Origin of the sequence: Sphingobium baderi (genome assembly GCF_001456115.1) — a bacterium.
GTDB lineage: Bacteria > Pseudomonadota > Alphaproteobacteria > Sphingomonadales > Sphingomonadaceae > Sphingobium > Sphingobium baderi_A.
This window is the reverse complement of record NZ_CP013264.1, coordinates 63,300-83,135: the sequence shown is the minus strand read 5'-3', so window position 1 is coordinate 83,135 and position 19,836 is coordinate 63,300. Positions and strand designations below refer to the sequence as shown.

Annotated in this window: 21 protein-coding genes; 7 read left to right on the top strand and 14 right to left on the bottom strand. The window is 63.1% G+C overall.

Annotated elements, in window-relative coordinates; translation table 11 throughout:
- The first annotated feature begins 54 nt into the window (after positions 1–54).
- From plsX to ATN00_RS00415, 4 genes are all read left to right on the top strand, one after another.
- On the top strand, positions 55–1,077 hold the full coding sequence (gene plsX / locus ATN00_RS00430) for a phosphate acyltransferase PlsX (protein WP_062068217.1): 1,023 nt from the start codon (positions 55–57) through the stop codon (positions 1,075–1,077).
- Positions 1,074–2,042 (top strand): beta-ketoacyl-ACP synthase III, encoded by a 969-nt coding sequence (locus ATN00_RS00425; protein WP_062060821.1) that lies wholly within the window; start codon positions 1,074–1,076, stop codon positions 2,040–2,042. Before plsX ends, ATN00_RS00425 begins: the two co-directional genes overlap by 4 nt.
- Before the next feature lie 116 nt (positions 2,043–2,158).
- Positions 2,159–2,455, top strand: coding sequence for an integration host factor subunit alpha (gene ihfA / locus ATN00_RS00420; RefSeq protein ID WP_062060817.1), 297 nt, complete (start codon positions 2,159–2,161; stop codon positions 2,453–2,455).
- Between the two features lie 83 nt (positions 2,456–2,538).
- Positions 2,539–2,880, top strand: a complete 342-nt coding sequence (locus ATN00_RS00415; protein WP_062060814.1) for a MerR family transcriptional regulator — start codon at positions 2,539–2,541, stop codon at positions 2,878–2,880.
- Positions 2,881–2,888: 8 nt separating this feature from the next.
- Here the strand turns inward: ATN00_RS00415 and ATN00_RS00410 are convergent, their stop codons facing one another.
- From ATN00_RS00410 to ATN00_RS00390, 5 genes are all read right to left on the bottom strand, one after another.
- Positions 2,889–3,410, bottom strand: coding sequence for a GNAT family N-acetyltransferase (locus ATN00_RS00410; RefSeq protein WP_062060811.1), 522 nt, complete (start codon positions 3,408–3,410; stop codon positions 2,889–2,891).
- A gap of 10 nt (positions 3,411–3,420) precedes the next feature.
- Positions 3,421–3,963 (bottom strand): SixA phosphatase family protein, encoded by a 543-nt coding sequence (locus tag ATN00_RS00405; RefSeq protein ID WP_062060808.1) that lies wholly within the window; start codon positions 3,961–3,963, stop codon positions 3,421–3,423.
- Positions 3,960–6,716, bottom strand: a complete 2,757-nt coding sequence (locus ATN00_RS00400) for an ATP-dependent DNA helicase (protein ID WP_062060805.1) — start codon at positions 6,714–6,716, stop codon at positions 3,960–3,962. Before ATN00_RS00400 ends, ATN00_RS00405 begins: the two co-directional genes overlap by 4 nt.
- 70 nt (positions 6,717–6,786) lie before the next feature.
- Complete coding sequence (locus ATN00_RS00395; RefSeq protein WP_197413635.1) at positions 6,787–7,770, bottom strand: phosphatase PAP2 family protein; 984 nt, start codon at positions 7,768–7,770, stop codon at positions 6,787–6,789.
- 116 nt (positions 7,771–7,886) lie between these two features.
- The gene (locus ATN00_RS00390; RefSeq protein ID WP_062060798.1) at positions 7,887–8,270 is read right to left on the bottom strand and encodes a PilZ domain-containing protein; all 384 of its coding nucleotides are present in this window, start codon (positions 8,268–8,270) and stop codon (positions 7,887–7,889) included.
- 127 nt (positions 8,271–8,397) lie between these two features.
- Between ATN00_RS00390 and ATN00_RS00385 the strand changes: the two genes are divergently transcribed.
- A complete protein-coding gene (locus tag ATN00_RS00385) occupies positions 8,398–9,978 on the top strand; it encodes a lysine--tRNA ligase (RefSeq protein ID WP_062060794.1) in 1,581 nt (526 codons plus the stop codon).
- Between the two features lie 211 nt (positions 9,979–10,189).
- Here ATN00_RS00385 and ATN00_RS00380 read toward each other — a convergent pair whose 3' ends face one another.
- The 3 genes from ATN00_RS00380 to ATN00_RS00370 form a co-directional block, all read right to left on the bottom strand.
- A complete protein-coding gene (locus tag ATN00_RS00380; protein ID WP_062060791.1) occupies positions 10,190–10,660 on the bottom strand; it encodes an RcnB family protein in 471 nt (156 codons plus the stop codon).
- A 170-nt stretch (positions 10,661–10,830) separates the two neighbouring features.
- A complete protein-coding gene (locus ATN00_RS00375) occupies positions 10,831–11,508 on the bottom strand; it encodes a prolyl hydroxylase family protein (RefSeq protein WP_062060787.1) in 678 nt (225 codons plus the stop codon).
- Between the two features lie 115 nt (positions 11,509–11,623).
- Positions 11,624–12,556: an RcnB family protein gene (locus tag ATN00_RS00370; RefSeq protein WP_062060783.1), complete on the bottom strand. Its 933-nt coding sequence runs from the start codon at positions 12,554–12,556 to the stop codon at positions 11,624–11,626.
- Positions 12,557–12,847: 291 nt separating this feature from the next.
- Here ATN00_RS00370 and dgcA point away from each other — a divergent pair, with 291 nt between their 5' ends.
- Complete coding sequence (dgcA, locus tag ATN00_RS00365; RefSeq protein ID WP_062060779.1) at positions 12,848–13,825, top strand: N-acetyl-D-Glu racemase DgcA; 978 nt, start codon at positions 12,848–12,850, stop codon at positions 13,823–13,825.
- Here the strand turns inward: dgcA and ATN00_RS00360 are convergent.
- From ATN00_RS00360 to ATN00_RS00350, 3 genes are all read right to left on the bottom strand, one after another.
- A complete protein-coding gene (locus tag ATN00_RS00360; protein ID WP_062060776.1) occupies positions 13,819–14,217 on the bottom strand; it encodes a hypothetical protein in 399 nt (132 codons plus the stop codon). The genes dgcA and ATN00_RS00360 overlap by 7 nt on opposite strands.
- A gap of 110 nt (positions 14,218–14,327) precedes the next feature.
- On the bottom strand, positions 14,328–15,491 hold the full coding sequence (locus tag ATN00_RS00355) for a mechanosensitive ion channel family protein (protein WP_062060773.1): 1,164 nt from the start codon (positions 15,489–15,491) through the stop codon (positions 14,328–14,330).
- 30 nt (positions 15,492–15,521) lie between these two features.
- Positions 15,522–16,529 carry a DNA topoisomerase IB gene (locus tag ATN00_RS00350; protein WP_062060770.1) on the bottom strand — a complete coding sequence of 336 codons (1,008 nt, stop codon included), beginning with the start codon at positions 16,527–16,529 and terminating at the stop codon, positions 15,522–15,524.
- Between the two features lie 117 nt (positions 16,530–16,646).
- On the opposite strand from ATN00_RS00350, the gene ATN00_RS00345 reads away from it, so the two are divergent.
- Entirely contained in the window at positions 16,647–17,201 is a 555-nt protein-coding gene (locus ATN00_RS00345; RefSeq protein WP_062060767.1) for a type 1 glutamine amidotransferase domain-containing protein, read from the top strand.
- Between the two features lie 16 nt (positions 17,202–17,217).
- On the opposite strand, the gene ATN00_RS00340 is transcribed toward ATN00_RS00345, so the two are convergent.
- Genes ATN00_RS00340 through ATN00_RS24170 form a run of 3 tightly spaced genes read right to left on the bottom strand, consistent with a single transcriptional unit; the run spans position 17,218 to position 19,758 of the window.
- Positions 17,218–18,300: an acyltransferase family protein gene (locus ATN00_RS00340; protein ID WP_062060756.1), complete on the bottom strand. Its 1,083-nt coding sequence runs from the start codon at positions 18,298–18,300 to the stop codon at positions 17,218–17,220.
- On the bottom strand, positions 18,297–19,643 hold the full coding sequence (locus ATN00_RS00335; protein ID WP_062060753.1) for a putative O-glycosylation ligase, exosortase A system-associated: 1,347 nt from the start codon (positions 19,641–19,643) through the stop codon (positions 18,297–18,299). The genes ATN00_RS00340 and ATN00_RS00335 overlap by 4 nt, the downstream gene beginning before the upstream one ends.
- A complete protein-coding gene (locus ATN00_RS24170; RefSeq protein ID WP_257720651.1) occupies positions 19,636–19,758 on the bottom strand; it encodes a hypothetical protein in 123 nt (40 codons plus the stop codon). The genes ATN00_RS00335 and ATN00_RS24170 overlap by 8 nt, the downstream gene beginning before the upstream one ends.
- Positions 19,759–19,836: the final 78 nt, after the last annotated feature.

Here is a 19,836-nt window from a genome sequence, read left to right as displayed (position 1 = left end):
CCGCCGCAAAGGTGATCTGACGTGCCGAACCATCCGCGAATCGCAATCGACGCGATGGGCGGGGATGAAGGCGTTCGCGTTATGATGGCGGGCGTGGCTTTGGCCCGTCGCCGTCATGACGGCCTGCGTTTCATCCTGTTCGGTGACGAAACGCAGATCAAGGCGGCGCTCGACAACCACCCCAATCTGCGCGCGGCTTCCGAAGTCGTCCATAGCGATTCGGTGGTCGATGGCAGCGACAAGCCCAGTGCCGCCGTTCGCAAGAAGGGCAGTTCGATGAGCATGGCAATCGCTGCCGTGAAATCGGGCGATGCCGGGGCAGCCGTGTCGGCGGGCAATACCGGTGCGTTGATGGCGATGGCGAAGGTTGCGCTTCGCACCATGCCGGGCATTGACCGGCCCGCGCTAGCTGCGATGCTGCCAACGCTGGGCGATAACGATGTCGTCATGCTGGACCTTGGCGCGAACACGGAATGCGATGCGCGCAACCTCGTCCAGTTCGCGGTGATGGGTGCGGCCTATGCCCGCATCGCCTGCGACCTCGACCGCCCGCGCGTGCGCCTGATGAACATCGGCACCGAGGAACTCAAGGGCACCGACGAAATCCGCGACGCCGCCGCGATCCTGCGCGCCGCCGATGCGCTGCCACTGTCCTTCGAAGGCTTTACCGAGGGCGACAAGATTGGCCGGGGCGATGTCGACGTGATCGTGTGCGACGGCTTTTCGGGCAATGTCGCGCTCAAGACCGCGGAGGGCACCGCCCGTTTCGTCACCGACCTGCTACGCAAGGCGTTCACCAGTTCGCTGCGCTCCAAGATCGGCTTCCTGATCTCCAAGCCTGCGATGGATCTGCTCAAACATCATCTCGATCCCAATAATCACAATGGTGCGGTTTTTCTGGGCCTCAACGGCGTGGTCATAAAAAGCCATGGGGGCGCCACCGACAAGGGCGTGGCCAACGCCGTCCACGTCGCCGCGCGCCTGCTGGAGGAAGACATCACCCGGCGCATCGCCGCCGACATGGCGGGGATCGAAGCCTTGTCCGCACCCTCCAAGCAGGAGCTGTCCGCAAAGTGATCCGCCGTTCGATACTTCTGGGCACGGGTTCGGCTCTGCCGGCGCGCAAGGTCACCAATGCGGAACTGGCGCAGACGGTTGACACCAGCGATGAATGGATTGTGGAGCGCACCGGCATCCGCGCGCGCTATATCGCGGGCGAAGGAGAAACTACCGCGTCGCTGGCGACCGATGCGGCCCGCGCCGCGCTGGATGCCGCGAAGCTGACTCCACAGGACATCGATCTCATCATCCTGGCGACCGCCACGCCCGATCAGACTTTCCCGGCCAGCGCCACGCTGGTGCAGGCGGCGCTCGGCATCGACGATTGCGTCGCCTTCGATGTGGCGGCTGTCTGTTCCGGTTTCCTCTATGCGGTGACAGTCGCCGACAGCATGATCCGCTCGGGCGCGGCCCGGCGCGCGCTGGTGATCGGGTCCGAAACCTTCAGCCGCATTCTCGACTGGGAAGACCGAGGCACCTGCGTTCTGTTCGGCGATGGCGCGGGCGCGATCGTGCTTGGCGCGGAGGAAAGCACGGAGGGCACCCGCGGCATCCTCGCATCGAAACTCCATGCCGATGGCCGCCATAACCAGCTGCTCTATGTAGACGGCGGGCCTTCTACCACGCAGACCGTTGGCAAGTTGCGGATGAGGGGGCAGGAAGTCTTTCGCCACGCGGTCGTCAATCTCGCTTCCGTCCTGACCGAAGTGCTCGCGCTGGCGGACCTCACCCCCGCCGATATCGACTGGCTGATCCCGCATCAGGCCAACGCCCGCATCCTCGACGCGACAGCGCGCAAGCTGAAGCTGCCGCCCGAAAAGGTCGTCATGACGGTGGATCAGCATGCCAATACTTCCGCCGCGTCGGTGCCGCTGGCGCTCGATCTGGCGGTGCGCGACGGCCGGATCAAGACAGGTGACTTGCTCGTGCTGGAAGCCATGGGCGGCGGCTTCACCTGGGGCGCTTGCGCCTTGCGCGTCTAGCTCTTTCTCCTCCTTGTAAAGTCTAGTTTTGAAACGCTTTCTTGTCCTTATGCCACCTTGCAAAAATTGCGCTTCTGGGGCACCTTCATCAAAGGGGTACTAAACGGGGAAGTCATATGACGGGCAATGGAACCTTGACGCGGGCCGACCTTGCAGAAAGCGTCAATCGTCACATTGGCCTTTCGCGCGCCGAAGCGGCGGCGCTGGTGGAATCCATCCTCGAACATATGGCTGACGCGCTGGAGAGGGGAGAAAATGTGAAAATCTCCAGCTTCGGCACCTTCGTCCTGCGCGACAAGAATCAGCGTATGGGCCGCAACCCGAAAACGGGTGTGGAAGTGCCGATCGAACCGCGTCGCGTGCTGACCTTCCGCGCCAGTCAGGCCATGCGGGACCGCGTGGCCGGCGGCTGAACGCCGGTTTGCGTCTTTTTTAGCACATATCATGCATTTACCATGGTTGACCTTGGCTCAACTATGGGTGCAACATCTGCTTCATGGAAAAGGCAGAGGGTGCGTTTCTGACCATCAGTGAGTTGGCGGGTGAGCTGGATCTTCCGCAACATATACTGCGCTATTGGGAAACGCGCTTCCCACAGCTTCGTCCGCTGCAACGGGCGGGTAACCGACGCTATTACCGCCCGGCCGATGTCGCGCTGGTTCGCCGGATCAACCAGCTTCTCAATGTCGAAGGCTTCACCGTGCGCGGCGCGCAAAAGGCGCTGGCCGACGGCAATGGCGCATCTTCGCCAAAGTCGCAGCCGAGCCAGCCCGGAACTGATCTGCTCAGGCGTCTGGAGTCGATCCGCACCACATTGGCGCAGGCGCTGGGCGAGTAAGGGTCTATTTACAGCGAACGAGCATAGATCAGGTCGCGGAACGGCACGTCCCCGACCATGAAGACGGTTTCGCCGATTTCCGCAAAGCCATGCCGCCCATAGAAACGGCGCGCTTTTTCATTCGCGAAATAGACGGCCAGCAGCAGGCGCTGCGCCTTTCGCGCCCGCGCTTCGGCCACTACCAGCTCCATCAGCGCGTCGCCATTGCCCCGCCCTTGCCAGCCGCTCAGCAGGTAAAAGCGCTTCAATTCTGCGTCCAGTCCTTTGACTACCGGAACTGGAAGGTCTGGCGGCGTCAGCAGCGCATAACCCACCGGTGCGCCTAGCGGCGTTTCGCCGATCAGCGCCGTCTGGTCGAGATCGCCCAGCACGGCGCGATAAAAGGCTTCATCATGAGCGCCAAGGATGTGGTCGATCAGCGCCTTGCCCGGATGATCATGGGCAAAGCTTGCCAGAAATGTCGCGCAGCCCAATATCGACAGAGCAGGCGCATCGCGCATTTCGGCTCTGCGCCAAAGGATCGGTGTCATCGAGTAAGCCTCAGCGCGTGCCCGGTCCCAAGGCGGGGTCCAGATCGCGGGGCCGGATGAAGCTCACCAGCGTCGCGCTATTTTCTGCCGCATCGGCCCAGCGGTCGATGGCCAGGTCCATGACGGCAAGGCTGGCGGTGGGGAATTTCACTTCCACATCCTCTCGTATCGGGCTGGCGCCATCGTCCGGCACCAGTTCCAGGATCAGTTCTTCAAAACCCGGATTATGCCCTGCCATCAGCGCGCTCCCCGTCTCTTCGGGCAGATCGCGCACCACGTCCAGCAGGGTCGCCGCCGACGCCAGATAGATGCGCCGGTCCCAATGCGCGTCCAGCGCTTCGCCATAACCCGCAAAGAAGGTTTCCAGCGTCTGTACGACCCGCACGGCGGGGGACGCCACGAGCCGGTCGAAGCGCATCTTCTTCGTCTGCGCGAATTGCCCCATCAACAGCGCCGCTTTTTCTCCCCGGCGATTGAGCGGCCGGTCAAAGTCGCGGGCGACCGGATCGTCCCAGTCGGACTTGGCATGGCGCAGCAGGGTCAGGCGCTTCATTCTCTCTCCGGGGCGGGCGGATCATGGATGATTCCCTGATCCCCTAGCCTCATGCCGCCGCCAAGGCCATCGCTATATTGCCCGCCGACGCTGACGGCGATGATCGCTTCGTCCAGCGTCAGGCGGCGGATCGGCGTGCCGGGCGGAAAGGCGGACAGCAACCGGCTCGGCATAGCGGCGGACAGGATGACGAAGCTGCCCTTGTCCCCCGCGCGCCGGATGAGCCGCCCGAATGCCTGCGCCAGCCGCGCCCGGATCAGCCGGTCGTCATAGGCGCTCCCGCCCTCCGCCAGCTTGCGCGCGGCGTGCAGCACCGTGGGCTTGGACCAGGGCACCCCCTCCATCACCACCAGCCGCAGCGAATGGCCCGGCACGTCCACCCCGTCGCGCAGGGCGTCGGTTCCCAGCAGCGACGCGCGCGGATCGTCGCGGAAGATATCGACCAGCGTGCCGGTATCCATCGGATCGACATGCTGCGCGTAAAGCGGCAGCCCTGCCCGCGCCAGTCGATCCGCAATCCGCGCATGGACCGCCCGAAGCCGCCGGATCGCAGTGAACAGCCCCAGCGTCCCCCCGCCCGCTGCCTCGATCAGGCGCGCATAGGCCCCCGACAGCCCGGCGATGTCGCCCCGCTTTATGTCGGTGACGATCAGCACCTCGGACCGCGCCGCATAGTCGAAGGGGCTGGACGCTTCGAACCGATCCGCCCCGCGCGGCAGATGGGCCGCGCCGCAGCGCCGCTCCGCATTGTCCCAATCGCCGCCGCCCTTCAGCGTCGCGGACGTGACGACCACGCCCTGCGCGGGCTTCAGCACCGTCTCCGCCAGCGGCCGCGTCGGATCGAGCCAGTGGCGATGGATGCCGATGTCGAACTCGCGTCCCTCGATCCGGTCGACCGCCAGCCAGTCCACGAAGTCCCCGTCCGCCGGTCCCCCGATCCGCGCCAGCAGCGCCAGCCAGGCCGAAACCAGATCGCACCGCCAGCCCAGCGAAGCGATGGCCCCTTCGACCCGCGCCCGCGCCGCGCCATCCAGCCAGTCGGGCGCATCCTCGATCACCGCTTCCAGCCGCTTGGCGAGCTGGGTGAGGGGCCGCAGCAGCGCGTCCAGCGCCCGCGCCGCTTCCTGCGCGGCCTCCACCAGCGCGCCGTCGGGTTCGGCCAGTTCCGTCTCCAGCCCGTATCCGGCATCCGCCTCGCCATTGTCGCCCGCGCGGGTGTAGACCGTCCCGCGCACCGCCGAGAGCAGCGCCTCGACCGGCCCGAAAGGCTCGCCCGCGACGATCCGCTTGAGCCACTCGTCGGCGGGGAGCGCGCGCGCCGCGTCCGCCGCCATGCGGATCGCCTCGCCGCCCGCCTCGTCATAGCTCGCAAGGTCCGAAAGCCGCGCCGCCAGCCCCCGCCGTCGCCCGCGCGAACCGCTTTCCGGCCCCATGATCCAGCGGCGCAGTTCGATCGCCTCCTGCCCCGACAGCGCGACCGAGAAGGTCGAATCGGCCGCGTCGAACAGATGATGGCCTTCGTCGAAGACGATGCGCTGCGGCTGCTGCCCCGTTTCCCGCCCGCGCGCGGCGTTGATCATCACCAGCGCATGATTGGCGATGACGATGTCCGCCTCCGCCGAAGCCCGCACTGACCGCTCGATGAAGCATTTCCGGTAATGTGGACAGCCCGCATAGATGCACTCGCCCCGCCGGTCGGTCAGCGCCGTGGAGCCGTTGCGCCGGAACAAGATCGGCAGCCATCCGGGCAGGTCGCCGCCGATCATGTCGCCATCCTTGGTGAAGGCCGCCCAGCGCGCCACCAGTTGCGCCAATATCGCCGCGCGCCCCGAAAAGCCGCCTTGCAGCGCATCCTCAAGGTTCAGCAGGCAGAGATAATTCTCCCGCCCCTTCCGCACCACGACGCGCTTGGCCGCCATCGCGGGATCGGGGAAGAGGCGCGGGCTTTCCCTGTCCAGTTGCCGTTGCAACGCCTTGGTATAGGTCGACACCCACACCGTCCCCTGTGCCTGCGCCGCCCAGAGCGAGGCGGGCGCGAGGTAGCCCAGCGTCTTGCCGATCCCGGTCCCGGCCTCAGCCAGCAGCATGTTGGGCTGATCGCGATGCGCGCGCGGGCGGAAGGCGGAGATGGCAGCGGCGGCATAGGCCTGCTGGCCGGGGCGCGGCTCCGCATCCATGCCGGTCAGGTGCGCCAGCCGGCCGAGTACCTGATCCTCCTCCAGCGCGATCACGCGGGCCGCGGGGCGCGGCGGTGTCTCCTCCCATTCGGGCAATTTGGAAAAGAGCCAGCGTTCCGCTTCCTTCGGCTGTGCGATCCGGCGCGCCACCAGCGGCGCCCATGGCCAGCGCAGCCGGTGCAGCGCCTGCGCCGCCGTCCACGCGCCCTCGCGTTCCTTCCATGCAGGCGATCCGATCCGGTCGAGCAGCCGCGCCGTCGCCATCTGCAACAGCGCGGGAATATCCGCTTCGCTGGCGATGGCGGGCAGGTCCAGCGCCTCGGCCAGCCCCTTGGGCGTGGGCACCAGGAAATGCGCGGGATAGACGAATGCCCACAACTCCAGCAGGTCGAGGCCATTCAGATCGGGATAGCCCAGCCTCTGTCCGGTGAGCGGCGCATTCAGGATCAGGGTCGGGGTCTCCGCCGCGCGGCTGATCGCCTGCCCCTTGGCGATGCCCTGGGTGTGATCCTCCTCCCGATGCCAGATGCCGCCATGGCTGGCATGGAGTGCGGGCAGGGCGGACGGGTCGATCACCCGTCCGGCTTAGGCGAGCCGGAACAAAAGGGAAACCCGAAAAGCGGTGATCGGGAGTCCGCGCGGCGTTTCAGGCTGCTTGCAGAGATGATCTTGCGATGAGTCGAACACCCTCGAAATTGTCGATCCGGCGATGGATGTGATTGGCGCCCTGGATCGACAAAGCAGCCAACGCCATGCCCGCGAAAATGTCGATCAGATAATGACCGCCTATGGGTAGCGCAGAGATGATCATGATGACGTTCAATAAAAGAAAAGGCCAGCGCATCCATGTCAGCGACCAGTAACCCCATGTCAGCAATACGGCTGAAGCCGCATGGAAGCTAGGCATGGTTATGATGCCCTTCAGATGATCAAGACCCAAAACGGCGTCCGTTCCGTTCCTTAATCCGTCCATGATTTCCCGCAGTTTCCAGTCATATTCCATGATGGGGCCAGGCATGTCCGCAACATTGATTCGATAAAAATCGAACGCGGCCACGGCAGGAAAAAAGGGAAAGAGTGCGACGGTCATGAGCAGGCAGAGGGCCCATGCCGTCAGGAAACGATAAACCATAGGCGTGGATCGGAAAATGCAGAGCAGCAGAAGCAGAAGTTGAGGTTGCCAGTTCAGCGTCATATACACTCTTGCAAGGAATTCGGACGCGATGGGATGCGCCTGATACAAGTGAATCATTGCCATCCAGTCAAAGCCCAGCATCTGATCCGCTTGGCTCAATGCTTCATCCGCATAAGGCAGGGCTGTCCGGGCCAATACTGCACAGGCCAGCGGCACGATCAGGGCGATCAGATAAAAGGTGCCGCTGGCCCAGACTAAGTGGCCTATCATCGGCATCTTTAGGCAGCTCAGGCGAAGTCCACATGCCACTATCACCGAAATCGCCAGGAAAATTGGGCCGAGTGCAGCGATATCCATGGAAAACAGACCCGTGCCCACGCCGATTGCCGGGATGATAGAAAACACCGACATGACCAGCAACGGCGGGCAAGCGTGGAGAATGGGCGAACGAGGCTCTTCCTTATCGTGATTGGATAGGGAAAGGTCGAACGCCACAGACAGTCCTTCAATGCGCGGTTTCTTGGCGCGGAAGCCTGTCACCGGCATAGGACAACAGGGTTAATCCAGCGTAAACGGGCAAGCGTCTAGTTGGTTCGTGACACGGACCGACGTTAGCGGATGCGCCGTCCAAAGCCGCTTTGTATCAGCGGGGCATAAGGCGTCGTGGGCAGACGTTCATAGGCGGGTTGATAGGCCGCCATCGGTGCTCGCCGTGCGGCCCGCGCCATATGTAGCCGCTCCAGCAATGGCCCTTCGGTCAATTCATAGGGGAATCGGATTCCCATTCGGTCCTCTTCGGACCAACGGACCGTGCCGAACACGACATGGCCATCCAGATCGAGCTGGCACTGCGTTTTCGCGGGCAGGGAACACCCAACTACCTGTGCGCCACCTTCGCTCAGATCGACGATCGTTCCCTCCAGACTGTCAAGCACAGTGGTGATGACAATCGGAATTTCGACTGCGATGCGGACACGGGCGCGCTGAATCTGCATGGCTCCTCCTTAATGCTCATATGAACTTATGAGGTTAATGAAGTCTGAAAACCGCTCGGATGCTTGATACAGATTTACCCCGAAAGGGCGTTTTCTTTCGGCCTGTTCGCCGCTACTGGCTTGGCTCATGACCGTTTCCGATATTCTCCGCGCCGCCGCGAGCGCATCCAAGGCCTGGCCCTATGAGGAAGCCCGCAAGCTGCTCAAGCGCTATCAGCAGGGCGCACCTGAAAAAGGCCATATCCTGTTCGAAACCGGCTATGGTCCGTCGGGCCTGCCGCATATCGGCACCTTCAACGAAGTGCTGCGGACAACCATGGTCCGCAACGCCTATCATGCGCTGTCGGACAATCCCACGCGCCTGATCGCGTTCAGCGACGACATGGACGGCCTGCGCAAGGTGCCGGACAATGTGCCCAACCAGGCGATGCTGGCGGAACATCTGGGCAAGCCGCTGACGCAGGTGCCTGATCCTTTCGGCAAATATGAAAGCTTCGCGCATCACAACAACGCAATGCTGCGCGAGTTTCTCGACCGCTTCAGCTTCGACTACGAGTTCGTCTCCGCGACCGAACGCTATCAGTCAGGCGCGTTCGACGAAACGTTGAAGCTGGTGCTGCGCCGCTATCAGGCGATCATGGACATCATGCTGCCGACGCTTCGCAAGGAACGGCAAGCGACCTATTCGCCTGTCCTCCCCATCAGTCCGAAAAGCGGCATCGTCCTTCAGGTGCCGGTCGAGGTGGTGGATGCCGATGCGGGCCTCATCCGATTCGAGGATGAAGGCGAGGTCATCGAGCAGTCGATCCTGTCCGGCGGCGCGAAGCTGCAATGGAAGGTCGACTGGGCGATGCGCTGGGTTGCGCTGGGCGTCGATTATGAGATGGCGGGCAAGGATCTGATCGATTCGGTCACGCAAAGCTCAAAGATCTGCCGTGCGCTCGGCGGCCGTCCGCCCGAAGGCTTCAATTACGAAATGTTCCTGGACGAAAAGGGAGAGAAGATCTCCAAATCCAAGGGCAACGGCCTCAGCCTCGAACAATGGCTGACCTATGGGCCGGAGGAAAGCCTTGCCTTCTACGCCTATCGCGAACCGAAGAAGGCGAAGCAGCTCCACATGGGCGTCATTCCTCGCGCGGTGGATGAATATTGGCAGTTCCGGGGCAATTACCCCAGCCAGCCGGTCGAACAGCAACTGGGCAATCCGGTCCACCACGTCCATGACGGCAAGCTTCCGCAAGGATCGCTGCCAGTGACGTTCGGTCTGCTGCTCAACCTTGTCGGGGTGATGGGCGATGCGACCCGCGATCAGGTATGGAGCTATCTCCGCAACTATGTCGCGGACGCCAGCCCGGAAACCTATCCCGATCTCGACCGCCTGATCGGCCATGCGCTCGCTTACCATCGCGATTTCGTGGCCCCCACGCTCAAAAAGCGCGCGCCCGAAACCCATGAAGCGGCGGCACTGCGAAAACTGGATGAGGAATTGGCCGCGCTCCCTGCTGACGCCTCGGCGGAGGACATACAGAATATCGTCTATGCCATCGGCAAGGATGAGGCGTTCGGCTTCGCGGAGCTACGCAACTGGTTCAAGGCGCTCTATCAGACGCTGCTGGGTGCGGATCAGGGACCGCGCATGGGCAGTTTCATCGCGCTTTATGGCATCGACAACAGCCGGAAACTGATCGCCCAGGCGCTCTCCGCCTGAGGCGAGCGAGGGAACTTTTCGCGCTGCGGATCGTTTCGCGCTCGGTCCACCCCCTTTCGGACTGATGGCGTTTACGCGCCATCGGCCGCGCTCGCCTGGAAATGGGCGGCGCGGCCAAGGGCGGTGGCTTTGTTGTCGGGCAAAAAACAAACGGCTCCGGGGAAAGGGAACCCGGAGCCGTTCTTGCGTCAGCCCTTTTCGGGGGCCGCGCTTACCAGAAAAAGCCGCGATGGACCTGTACAACGCGACCAGTGCGGACATTCACCAGCAACACGTCATTATAATGCCGCACCCAGCGCAAATTGGCGCCCGGACGGGGGAGCCGATAGCGATAGGGATCGGCGATATAATAGCGCGAGCTGTAATAGGCCGGCCTCATCTGCGCGCCGACGTTCCAACGCGAATAGCGGAAGGGCGCACGCCAGTTGCCGCCCCGATAAACATCGCGGTGCGTCCGGCGATAGTCGCGCCAGTCCTCGCGATATTCCTGCCGGGAATCGCGCACGTCGCGGCGCGCATCGCGCACGTCATGACGGTCGCCATGGCGCTGGGCCTGACGCAGGTCGCGCTGGTCCTGCCGGATTTCGCGCCGATCGTGGCGCAATTCGGAGGCCGACTGGGCCGTAGCGATTCCCGGTGCGGCGGTCGCTGCGATCAGGCCCAATATGATCAACTTACGCATAATCTGTCTCCATCGTCCGATTCGGAAAGGTGGGGGGATCAACCCTGCGGGCTGGTCGCCGGTTCCTTTGCCGGTGCCCCGCATATGCGCTCCGCCGTCTGAACCGAGCGGGAATGAAATAGTCAGGAATCAGTTATTTATGTCGCAAGATGTAACGGCCCGCAGAGATTTCAGGGCGCCCATTTGCGCTCGCGAAACCATTTTGTGACGACATATTTAGTGCCGCGCACGACTGGCCGCGCCGCATGCAGGCTATATTCGTTGGGCGCGCCGTCGAGATCCAGATTGTTCCAGACCAGGACCATGCCTTCGACTGGTGGCACCATAAATTCGCATTTCGGGAAATGCGTTTCTCCGCCTTCCTCCACCCCGGACAGGTAGATCATTGCTGTCCAGCACCGCTGCCCGCCGCTTTTGAGCATGCGCGGCCAATAGCTGGCAGTGACCGGGAAGAAGTCGCAATGGACCTTATATTCCTGCCCAGGCGTATAGCGCTGTCCCTGCAGCGTCTCTCCTGTTTCGGGCGCGATGCCGGTGAGAGCGCAGATGCGCTGCGTGATCGTTTCGACCAGCGGACTCCATGGGCTGAGATGGCAGCTGTGGCTGGTGCGATACTCGGCATTGGCGCTGCCCGAAAAAAGCGTGGATGGCTGCGCGCCCGCATCGATCAGTTCGCGCAAGCCCGCACATTCCTGCGCGCTCAGGAAGTCTTGCCGCCCATAGATTTCCAGATGCGGAGTGTCGATCCGGTGCACCATGGGATTGCGGTCCAGCCGCGCCCGAATGGTGTCGCCGATGTGGGCGCGGGCAGCGGATGCGACGCCGCCATCGTCGATAATCTCGCTCATCGCGCCCTCCTGCCACCGGGGCCGCGCCCGGCGCAAATGAAAATGGCCCGAAGCGCGCGGCTTCGGGCCAAGTGGTTCCTGAAGGCCAGTTCAGGAAGTTCGCATCATCCGGCGCTTACCAGAAGAAATTGTGGATCACGTCGACCACATAGCCGTCGCGGACATCGACCAGCAGCGCGTCGTCATAGTAACGGACCCAGCGCAGCGTGCCGTAAGCGGGCGGCAGGCGGTAGGACCAGGGATCGTCCAGCCAGTAATTATTGGCATAGAGCGGGGCGCCCAGGAAAATCCCGATGGAAAAGCGCCGATAGCCATAGTCCCATCCGCGTGGCGCATAATAGCGGCCTGCCCGATAGCGATCGCCATAACGGGCGCGATAGTTGTGCCAATCATAGCGCCTGTCGTTGCGCCAGCCATTGTCCCAGCGCCGCTGGTTGCTCCAACGCGTCCGATCATCGAAGCGGTTGTTGGCGGAACCGCGATTCCAGTTGCGGTCGTCCCGGCCGTTGCGGCGGTTGTCGTTCCAGCGCCGGTCGTTGCCGTTGCGGCGATTATCATCCCAGCGGCGGTCGTCGGCGGCGCTGCGGCCATCGTTCTGGCGGTCGCGCCATTCCTGCCGCTGCGGCACATTGGAAGCGGCGCCGCGATCATTGTCGCGCCGGTCCCGGTCGTTCCGCGCGGTTCCCCCCTGCCAGCCGGGGCGCGCACCCTGCCGAACCTCACCGCGATTGCGGTCATTCCCGTTCCAGCGCGATTCGGCGCGTGGTTGCGGTGATGGCCTCACATCGGGCGCCGGACGATCCTGCCGTGCGCGCTGCTGCCAGTTCTGCGCGGGCCGTTCCGCGCGCGGTGTCGCGGGCCTGTCAGCGCGCACGCGTCCCGCGCTTCGCCCCGCATCGCCGCCGGGCCGGGCCTGGCCCTGCGCGTGACCGGATGGCTGCTCCATGCGGCCGCGCATCCGTTCGCCCCAGTTCTGGGCGTAGGCGGGTGCGATCCCGCCCAGCGTCGTCGCGGCCATCAGGCCCGCCAGCATGACTTTCCTCAGCATCGTCGTTGCTTTCCTTGCACGGGGCATAGCGCCCCTCGTGCCACCCTTATGCGGGCAAGGCGATGTCGCGGTGCTGAACCGGGCTGTCAGCGATTTGAAAGAATCGGCGGCAAGGAAAAGCGCTGCCCGCCCATTCATTTTTGGGGCTTCCGTCATTTCTGCGGAGGCAGGGATTGCAGGCATGATGAAACCGACAGATCAAGCGTGATTGGACAAGAGCGGAGGGGCCATTATGAACGTGGTAAGGACACCATTCGCGCGTCCGTTCATCTCGCATCGCAGGAACACCGCATGACCCGCATCCTTTCCGCAACCGTCGAACGTTGGCCGGTGGCGGGAGCCTTCATCATCAGCCGGGGTGCAAAGACGGTGGTGGATGTCATAGTCTGCGTGGTGGAGGGAGATGGGCTGGTCGGGCGCGGGGAGGGGACTGCGATTTATTATGAGGGCGAGAGCGCGGAAGGCTGCGCCGCCGCCATCAACGCCTATGACGGGCCACTCGACCGGCTCGCGTTGCTGGAAACCATGCCGCGGGGTGCTGCCCGCAATGCGCTGGATTGCGCGCTTTGGGATCTGGAGGCGAAACGGGCGGGGACGCCTGTGTGGAAGCTGGCGGGACTGTCGGAACCCGCGCCGTTCCCCACGGCCTTTACGATCAGCCTGCATGATCCAGAGCGGATGGAGGCCGATGCCCGCGCCGCCGTGGCAAGGGGGTTCTCCCTGCTCAAATGCAAGCTGACGGGCGAGGACGACCGTGCTCGCATTGCCGCCGTGCGGATGGGGGCGCCGACTGCTCGCCTGATCGTGGACGCCAATGAAAGCTGGCACGCGCTGGATATAGCGGTCGAGGCGCAGGCCTTGGCTGAGCTGGGTGTCGAAATGGTCGAGCAGCCAGTGCTGCATGGACAGGAAGGCCGCTTGTCCGGCGTCCGCGCGTCCCTGCCGCTATGCGCCGACGAGAGTTGTCATACGAGGGCCGATCTCGACCGGCTCGGCGATTTCGATGCGGTCAACATCAAGCTCGATAAGGCGGGTGGATTGACCGAGGCGCTGGCGCTTGCAGGGGAAGCCCGGGCGCGGGGTTTCCGGATCATGGTGGGCTGTATGCTGGGAACGTCGCTGGGCATCGCGCCCGCCGCGCTGGTGGCGCAGGGGGCGGACTGGATTGATCTGGACGGCGCCTTGCTGCTGGCAAGCGATCGGGATGGTGGCCTTTGCGTTCAGGACGGCCTGCTGCGCCCCGGAACGCTGTGGGGTCTTGGTCAGTAACCCAGCGTCAGACCGACCGCATAATATTTGGGACCGACATTGCCCTTCACCCGCAGCTTGGGGATCAGCGGCATGGCAAATGTTGCATAGGGACGGGTATTGTCGCTGCTGAAACGCGCGCCGATCCCGATGGTGGCGGAAGCGGGCAGCGTATAGGCCGCCTCGATCCGGCCATAGAGCCGCTCGTCGCCATTGCGGAAATAGACGCCAGCGCCCGGCGTCAGGCTGAAACCGCCAAAACCCATGGCATAGCCCGCGCCGATTTCCGCACCCCAATGACCGTCCGCGCGCCCGTAATTCACTTCCGCGCCCAGCCCTTCGGCATGGGCGGCGGGCGCGATGGCGGCGATGACCAGCGCCGCTGCGCCGGTCAGGATTTTCGTGAAGTTCATATCCGGCTTCCCGCTTGTCATGCTTTCGGGGAGCAGTAGGGGCGACCGCCGCTGCCGCGCAACGCCTTGGGGATGAGGCGAGTCCCGTTCACGGCAGGCCGAATCCTGGATCAGGAGTGGCCGTCAACACGGATCACCGGCTGAACATCAGGATAGGGCATCACCGCTCTTCCATCCGGCGCGGCGGTGAAGCTGGTCTGCGTGGGATAGGCGAACTCGATCCCCTCGGCATTGAAACGCTTCCAGATGGCGAGGCCGACCTTGTGCCGCGACTGGAAATAATCGTGCCTGTCCGGGTCGGGCACATCGAAATTCAGCTCGAAATCCAGGGAACTCGCGCCAAAGCTGACCAGCCCCGCATTGACGAATATATGCCCTTCCTTCTCCACGATGTCCTTCAGCATGGCGGGAACGGCTTCGGCCTTGTCTTCCGGCGTCTGGTAAATGAGGCCGATCAGGAACTGGACCCGCCGCTGCGTCAGGGTTTGGAGGCTGGTGATTTCCTTTTGCAGCAGGTTCGCGTTGGAAATGACCTTTCGCTCGCCCGACACCGCTCGCAATCTCGTGCTTTTAAGGCCGATGCGCTCCACCCTTGCGGTCGTCTGGTCATAGGTGATGATCTCGCCCCGGCGGAACGGCTTGTCGAAGATGATGGAAAGCGCGGCGAACAGGTCGGAAAAAATGCCCTGCGCGGCCAGACCGATGGCGATGCCGCCAATGCCGAGGCCCGCGACCAGGCCAGTGACGTTGACGCCCAGATTGTCGAGCACGACCACCGTTGCGATGGCGAACAGGGCCACCGTCACCAGCACCCGGATCAGGGCCATCGCGTTGCTGAGCGTGTCGGCCTGACCGTCCTCTGTGGCTTTTCGCTCGATCAGGCCCAGGATGACTTCGCGCAGCCAGATCGCCACCTGGAATACGGCGGCGATAGTGAAAAGAAAGGTCACGGTCTTGTAAAATGCGGGCGGCGGATCGGCATAGCCGGCCACCAGCCGGGCGGAGACCATCACCATGAAGAACTGCGTTGTGCGGGCAAAGGTCCGGCCCAGCACATTGGATACCCCCAGATGATCGCCGGGCTTGCCTTTTATCCGGGTGCCGAAGGATCGCATCGCCGTCAGCAGCAGATAGATGACAATGGCCGCGCCCGCCGCGATCATGATCTGGACGGCGTGATCGGAAACCCATCCCGTCATCAGATCCCAGTCGTTACGCAGGTTCAGCGGCTTTCCGTCCAACCCGGTTATCGTCACATCCTTCTGGTCCGCCATGCTTGTCCTTCGCTCATGCCGTAAAGGAGGTCAGGCCGCCGCAGGCAGCGGCTCCTTATCCGCCAGCATTTCCAGCAGCGCGATCAACCCGCGCTCATGTCGCGACAGATAGCGCGTCCGGCGCGGCAAGCGAAGCCCTTCACGCCATTTGTCCTGGCCGTTCCTGCACAAGTCGATAAGCGCGGGATGGATATAGCTTTTCCGGCTGATGGCAGGGGTATTGCCCAGCGCTTCGGCGACTGGCGCGATCATCTGCTTGAGCGAGACCGGCCCTTCGCACAGCGCTGCGAAGGCGATGGTGGAAGCGCCCCAAGTGCGGAAATGCTTGGCGGTGAACGCATCGCCCATCGTTTCGGCGATATAGGCGTTGACGTCGCCGGAGGTGATCGGCCGCGCTTCCCCCGCTTCGTCCAGATATTGGAACAGATGTTGGCCCGGCAGGTCATGCAGCTTCCGCAAGAAGCGCGACAGCCGCCGGTCTGTCACCGTCATTTCGCGTAGCAGCCCAGACTTAGCGCGATAGCGCAGCATCAGCGAATGCCCCGCCATGTCCACATGGCGGCGGCGCAAGGTGGTCGCCCCGAAGCTCTTGTTGGTGGTGGCGTAATGTTCATTCCCCACGCGCAACTTGGCAAGGTCGAGCAGGCGCACCACGGCGGCGATGGTCCTTTCCTTCCGCATCCCGCGGCAGGACAAATCGGTGTCCAGCCGGGCGCGCAGGCGCGGCAGAGCAAGGCCGAAGGCGAGGCATCCGGCATATTTCTCCGCTTCCCGCTCGGCCCGGAAATCGGGGTGATAGCGATATTGCTTGCGGCCCCGGGCATCCTGCCCCGTCGCCTGGATATGGCCATAGGGGGAGAGGCAGAACCAGCAGTTCGTATAGGCAGGCGGCATGGCGATGGCGTTCAGCCGGTCGATCTCCTCCCTGTCGGTGATGCGCGTCCCGTCAACGCCGAAATAAGCCCAACCTCGCTTCAATGCCCGGCGGGTGATGCCCGGCTGGCTATCGTCGGAATGGATAATGGCATGTGCGGGCATAGAAGGGGCGGCCTTCCTTATCATCCCTGCAAACCCGCCGTTCATCGCTTCGTTCCGCAACACATGCTCGCCAGCATTGTTGTCGCTTCATTCTCACAGGCAAAAAAGGATCGTCCCATGCCCGCCATCGATCAGACACGTATCCTCATCATCGCGACAGACGGTTTCGAGCAATCGGAATTGTTCGACCCGCGCGACCAACTCATCGGCGCGCGCGCTACCGTGAAGCTCGCCTCGCCCGAAAAGAAGCCCATTCAGGGCATGAAACATGATGAAAAAGGCGCCACCATCACGCCCGATCTGACGCTCGATGATGTGCGGGTCGAGGATTATGACGGCCTTATCCTTCCCGGCGGCGTCGCCAATCCCGATAGGCTGCGTACCAACGGAAAGGCGGTCGATCTGGTGCGGGCTTTTGTCCATTCGGGAAAACCGGTCGCTGCAATCTGCCACGGACCTTGGCTGCTGGTGGAGGCGGACATCGTGTCCGGCCGGACAGTGACATCCTGGCCTTCGGTCCGCACCGACCTCGCCAACGCCGGGGCGAAGGTGGTGGATCAGGAAGTCGCGATCGACGGCAACCTCATCACCAGCCGCAAACCCGCCGACATCCCCGCCTTCGTCTTCGCATTCAGAAAGGCCGTGATCGAAGGCGTAACCGCCGCCGCCTGATGCCTTGCCCGGATGGTTACCGATCGCTCGCCATGATGCGCCGCCAGTTCGGAAAGGGATGTGTCAACCATCGCCGGCCGGGCTTCTCGACGCCATGGTGGAGCAGCATGGAGAGGAGGAACAGGAGCGACAGAAAGGCTGCTAACAGAACTGGCGATATGGCCGCGGCGTCTTCCACGAACATGATCTTGAAGACGATCCACGCCATGAAATGGGCGAGATAGGTCGCATAGCTGATCTCGCCCAGATAGACGAGTGGGCGCCAGTGGAGCGGATTTTTCCGCAAGTTGGATGCGTGGGCGAGCATCAGGATCAGGCAGGCGGCGCCCGCCGGGAACGCCCAGATCTCGCTGCCCACGCCCGTCAGCAGCCATAGGCCCCAGAACAGCGCCACGCCCCCCAGCGAAAGCAGCAGCGCCCGCCTGTCGCAATCCCGCCCGCGCAACCAGAAAGCGCAGAGCAGCGCGCCGCAGCCGAATTCGGTCAGACAGCGGATGAGGCCGTGGCGCGGAATGTCCATGCCCAATGTCGTCTGTCCATCCCATCGCAGCCAGAGGAAGAGGATGGCGATCAGCAGGATCATGCCCGCCAGCAGATTGGGTCGGCGCGCACGGCTGACAGGTGTCCACAGCATCAGCGCCGGGAAAAGCAGATAGGCGGCGAACTCCGCGCTGATCGACCAGGCGGGGTGATTCCAACTGAGGGATGAAGTCAGCCCCCAATTCTGCATCATCGCGACATGCAGCGGTAATTCAGCCCAGGGGAAGCCCGCTGTGTCGCGGCCGGTCAGCGTCAGGAGCAGGGCGAAGGCGACAGTGCCGGACAGGATCACGGCATAGAGCGGATAGATCCGGGCGAAGCGGCGGGCGAGGAATGCGGGAACGGCCGCCGCGCCCTCACGCAGCAGCCCGCGATGGGCCGACAGATAGATGACGAATCCCGACAGCAGGAAAAAAAAGTCGACGGCAAGATAACCCTTGCGCGCGACGGCCATCAACGGTTCTGGCAGCCAGGGCAAGCCGATCCGGATATGATAGAAGACCACCAGCCAGGCCGCGAGGCCGCGTGCGGTGGTCAGGCTACGCAACTCGCCCTTCATGCCACCACTCCCGCCAGCATTGGTTGCCGCGCCTGATTCTTGCGGAGGCGGGAAAGATAGGTGTCCAGACCGATTTGCAGCGACAGCAGCATGAAAATGAAGGGTTGGTAGGCGATGCCGATGAACAATGCGCCCAACAGGTAGACGAGATGTCCCTGTTGCAGCGCTAACGCCAGTGGCGCGATCCAGCCGTTTCCAGCTTCTGTATCGCGCAAATAGCGGCGGCGGATCGTTTCCGTGCGGACCAGGGTGACGATATGGATCAACGCCCAGAGCGCGAATCCGAAATAGCCCTGTTCGCCCAGCATTTCGAAATAGGCGCTGTGATAGGCGCGGCCCCGGTCGGTCACGATACGCGTTTCGACTCGCTTTCCGCCGCTGTCGGACACAATGCCGCTCGACAGATAGGTGAAGCTGTTCGCCAGATAATTGTCGAAGCCGCCGCCGCCTGGATGATCCTTCACATAGTCGATGGTCCACATCCATACGGCAACGCGAGTCGATGCGCTTTCGTCGCTTTGGTGATTTTCGATCGTCGACATGCGTTCGGTAAAGCTGGCAGGCAGGAAGGGGATGGCCATCAGCCCCGCGAGCATCAGCAGCGGGCCATAGACCATCTTTTTCCTGGAGCGCATCAGCGCCATTCCGCCCAGCAACAGGATGCAGAGCAGGCCCGTGCGCGTTTCGGTGCCAATGGGAATCAAAAGGCAAGCCAGGGTGAGGGCGAGCGCGAACAGCTTGACGCGCCGGTCGGGCGGAAAGATCGTGCCGTGGTGCGCCAGCCACCAGATCAGCGGGATGATCGCGATCGCCACCGTGGAGATCGTGCTGCCTTCATACAGGCCGCTATTATTGTCGACCATCAGGTTGAGCACGCCATAGCCGCCGCCCGACAGCGCGGTTTTCATGCCCCCGTTTATGATGATCGTGCTGGCGCAGAGCACCATGAACAGCGCCAGCGCCTCGATTCGCAGCTTCGTGCGTAGCGTCACCGGCAGGAAAACCGCGAAGATCAGCGCCTTCCACACCCAGGACCATTTTTGGGACGCTTCAATGGGGAAATCCGCCGTCGCGGTCGTATAGGCGCACCAGCCAAGCAGGATCAGCAACAGCACCTGCCGGAAAGAGAATCGGCAATCCTTCTTGTCGTCCACCAGCAGCCACGCGCCGGTCGCCAATAGAAAGGCGATGGCTGAAATCGGGATGCTGTTGAGCAGGAAATAGCAAAGACGCTGGGGCGAAACGATGTCGATATAGGCATAGACCGCGATCAGCAGGAACGGCCGCCGGAAGCCCAGCAGGAAAAAAAGTCCCAGAAAAGCAATGAAGAACAGGTCACGCATCGCCGGACGGCCCCTTTGCTTCGGGATCGCGGTCCAGATCCGGGCGCGACAGCAGCCGGAAGGCGGCGAGCAGGATCACGCCATGGCTGATCAGCAGGGATAGGGTGTCGATCATCGTGGGTTGAAGGCTCCGCTACGCACGGGATTGTCCTAGCGCGGCAGAGTTGACGGGCCGTTAAACAATTTCTGGCAG

Coding starts and splice junctions, on each gene's coding strand:
- plsX (WP_062068217.1), top strand. CDS start 55: ATGGGCGGGGATGAAGGCGTTCGCGTTATGATGGCGGGCGTGGCTTTG.
- ihfA (WP_062060817.1), top strand. CDS start 2,159: ATGACGGGCAATGGAACCTTGACGCGGGCCGACCTTGCAGAAAGCGTC.
- ATN00_RS00415 (WP_062060814.1), top strand. CDS start 2,539: ATGGAAAAGGCAGAGGGTGCGTTTCTGACCATCAGTGAGTTGGCGGGT.
- ATN00_RS00410 (WP_062060811.1), bottom strand. CDS start 3,410: ATGACACCGATCCTTTGGCGCAGAGCCGAAATGCGCGATGCGCCTGCT.
- ATN00_RS00405 (WP_062060808.1), bottom strand. CDS start 3,963: ATGAAGCGCCTGACCCTGCTGCGCCATGCCAAGTCCGACTGGGACGAT.
- ATN00_RS00390 (WP_062060798.1), bottom strand. CDS start 8,270: ATGCAGATTCAGCGCGCCCGTGTCCGCATCGCAGTCGAAATTCCGATT.
- ATN00_RS00385 (WP_062060794.1), top strand. CDS start 8,398: ATGACCGTTTCCGATATTCTCCGCGCCGCCGCGAGCGCATCCAAGGCC.
- ATN00_RS00380 (WP_062060791.1), bottom strand. CDS start 10,660: ATGCGTAAGTTGATCATATTGGGCCTGATCGCAGCGACCGCCGCACCG.
- ATN00_RS00375 (WP_062060787.1), bottom strand. CDS start 11,508: ATGAGCGAGATTATCGACGATGGCGGCGTCGCATCCGCTGCCCGCGCC.
- ATN00_RS00370 (WP_062060783.1), bottom strand. CDS start 12,556: ATGCTGAGGAAAGTCATGCTGGCGGGCCTGATGGCCGCGACGACGCTG.
- dgcA (WP_062060779.1), top strand. CDS start 12,848: ATGACCCGCATCCTTTCCGCAACCGTCGAACGTTGGCCGGTGGCGGGA.
- ATN00_RS00360 (WP_062060776.1), bottom strand. CDS start 14,217: ATGAACTTCACGAAAATCCTGACCGGCGCAGCGGCGCTGGTCATCGCC.
- ATN00_RS00355 (WP_062060773.1), bottom strand. CDS start 15,491: ATGGCGGACCAGAAGGATGTGACGATAACCGGGTTGGACGGAAAGCCG.
- ATN00_RS00350 (WP_062060770.1), bottom strand. CDS start 16,529: ATGCCCGCACATGCCATTATCCATTCCGACGATAGCCAGCCGGGCATC.
- ATN00_RS00345 (WP_062060767.1), top strand. CDS start 16,647: ATGCCCGCCATCGATCAGACACGTATCCTCATCATCGCGACAGACGGT.
- ATN00_RS00340 (WP_062060756.1), bottom strand. CDS start 18,300: ATGAAGGGCGAGTTGCGTAGCCTGACCACCGCACGCGGCCTCGCGGCC.
- ATN00_RS00335 (WP_062060753.1), bottom strand. CDS start 19,643: ATGCGTGACCTGTTCTTCATTGCTTTTCTGGGACTTTTTTTCCTGCTG.
- ATN00_RS24170 (WP_257720651.1), bottom strand. CDS start 19,758: ATGATCGACACCCTATCCCTGCTGATCAGCCATGGCGTGATCCTGCTC.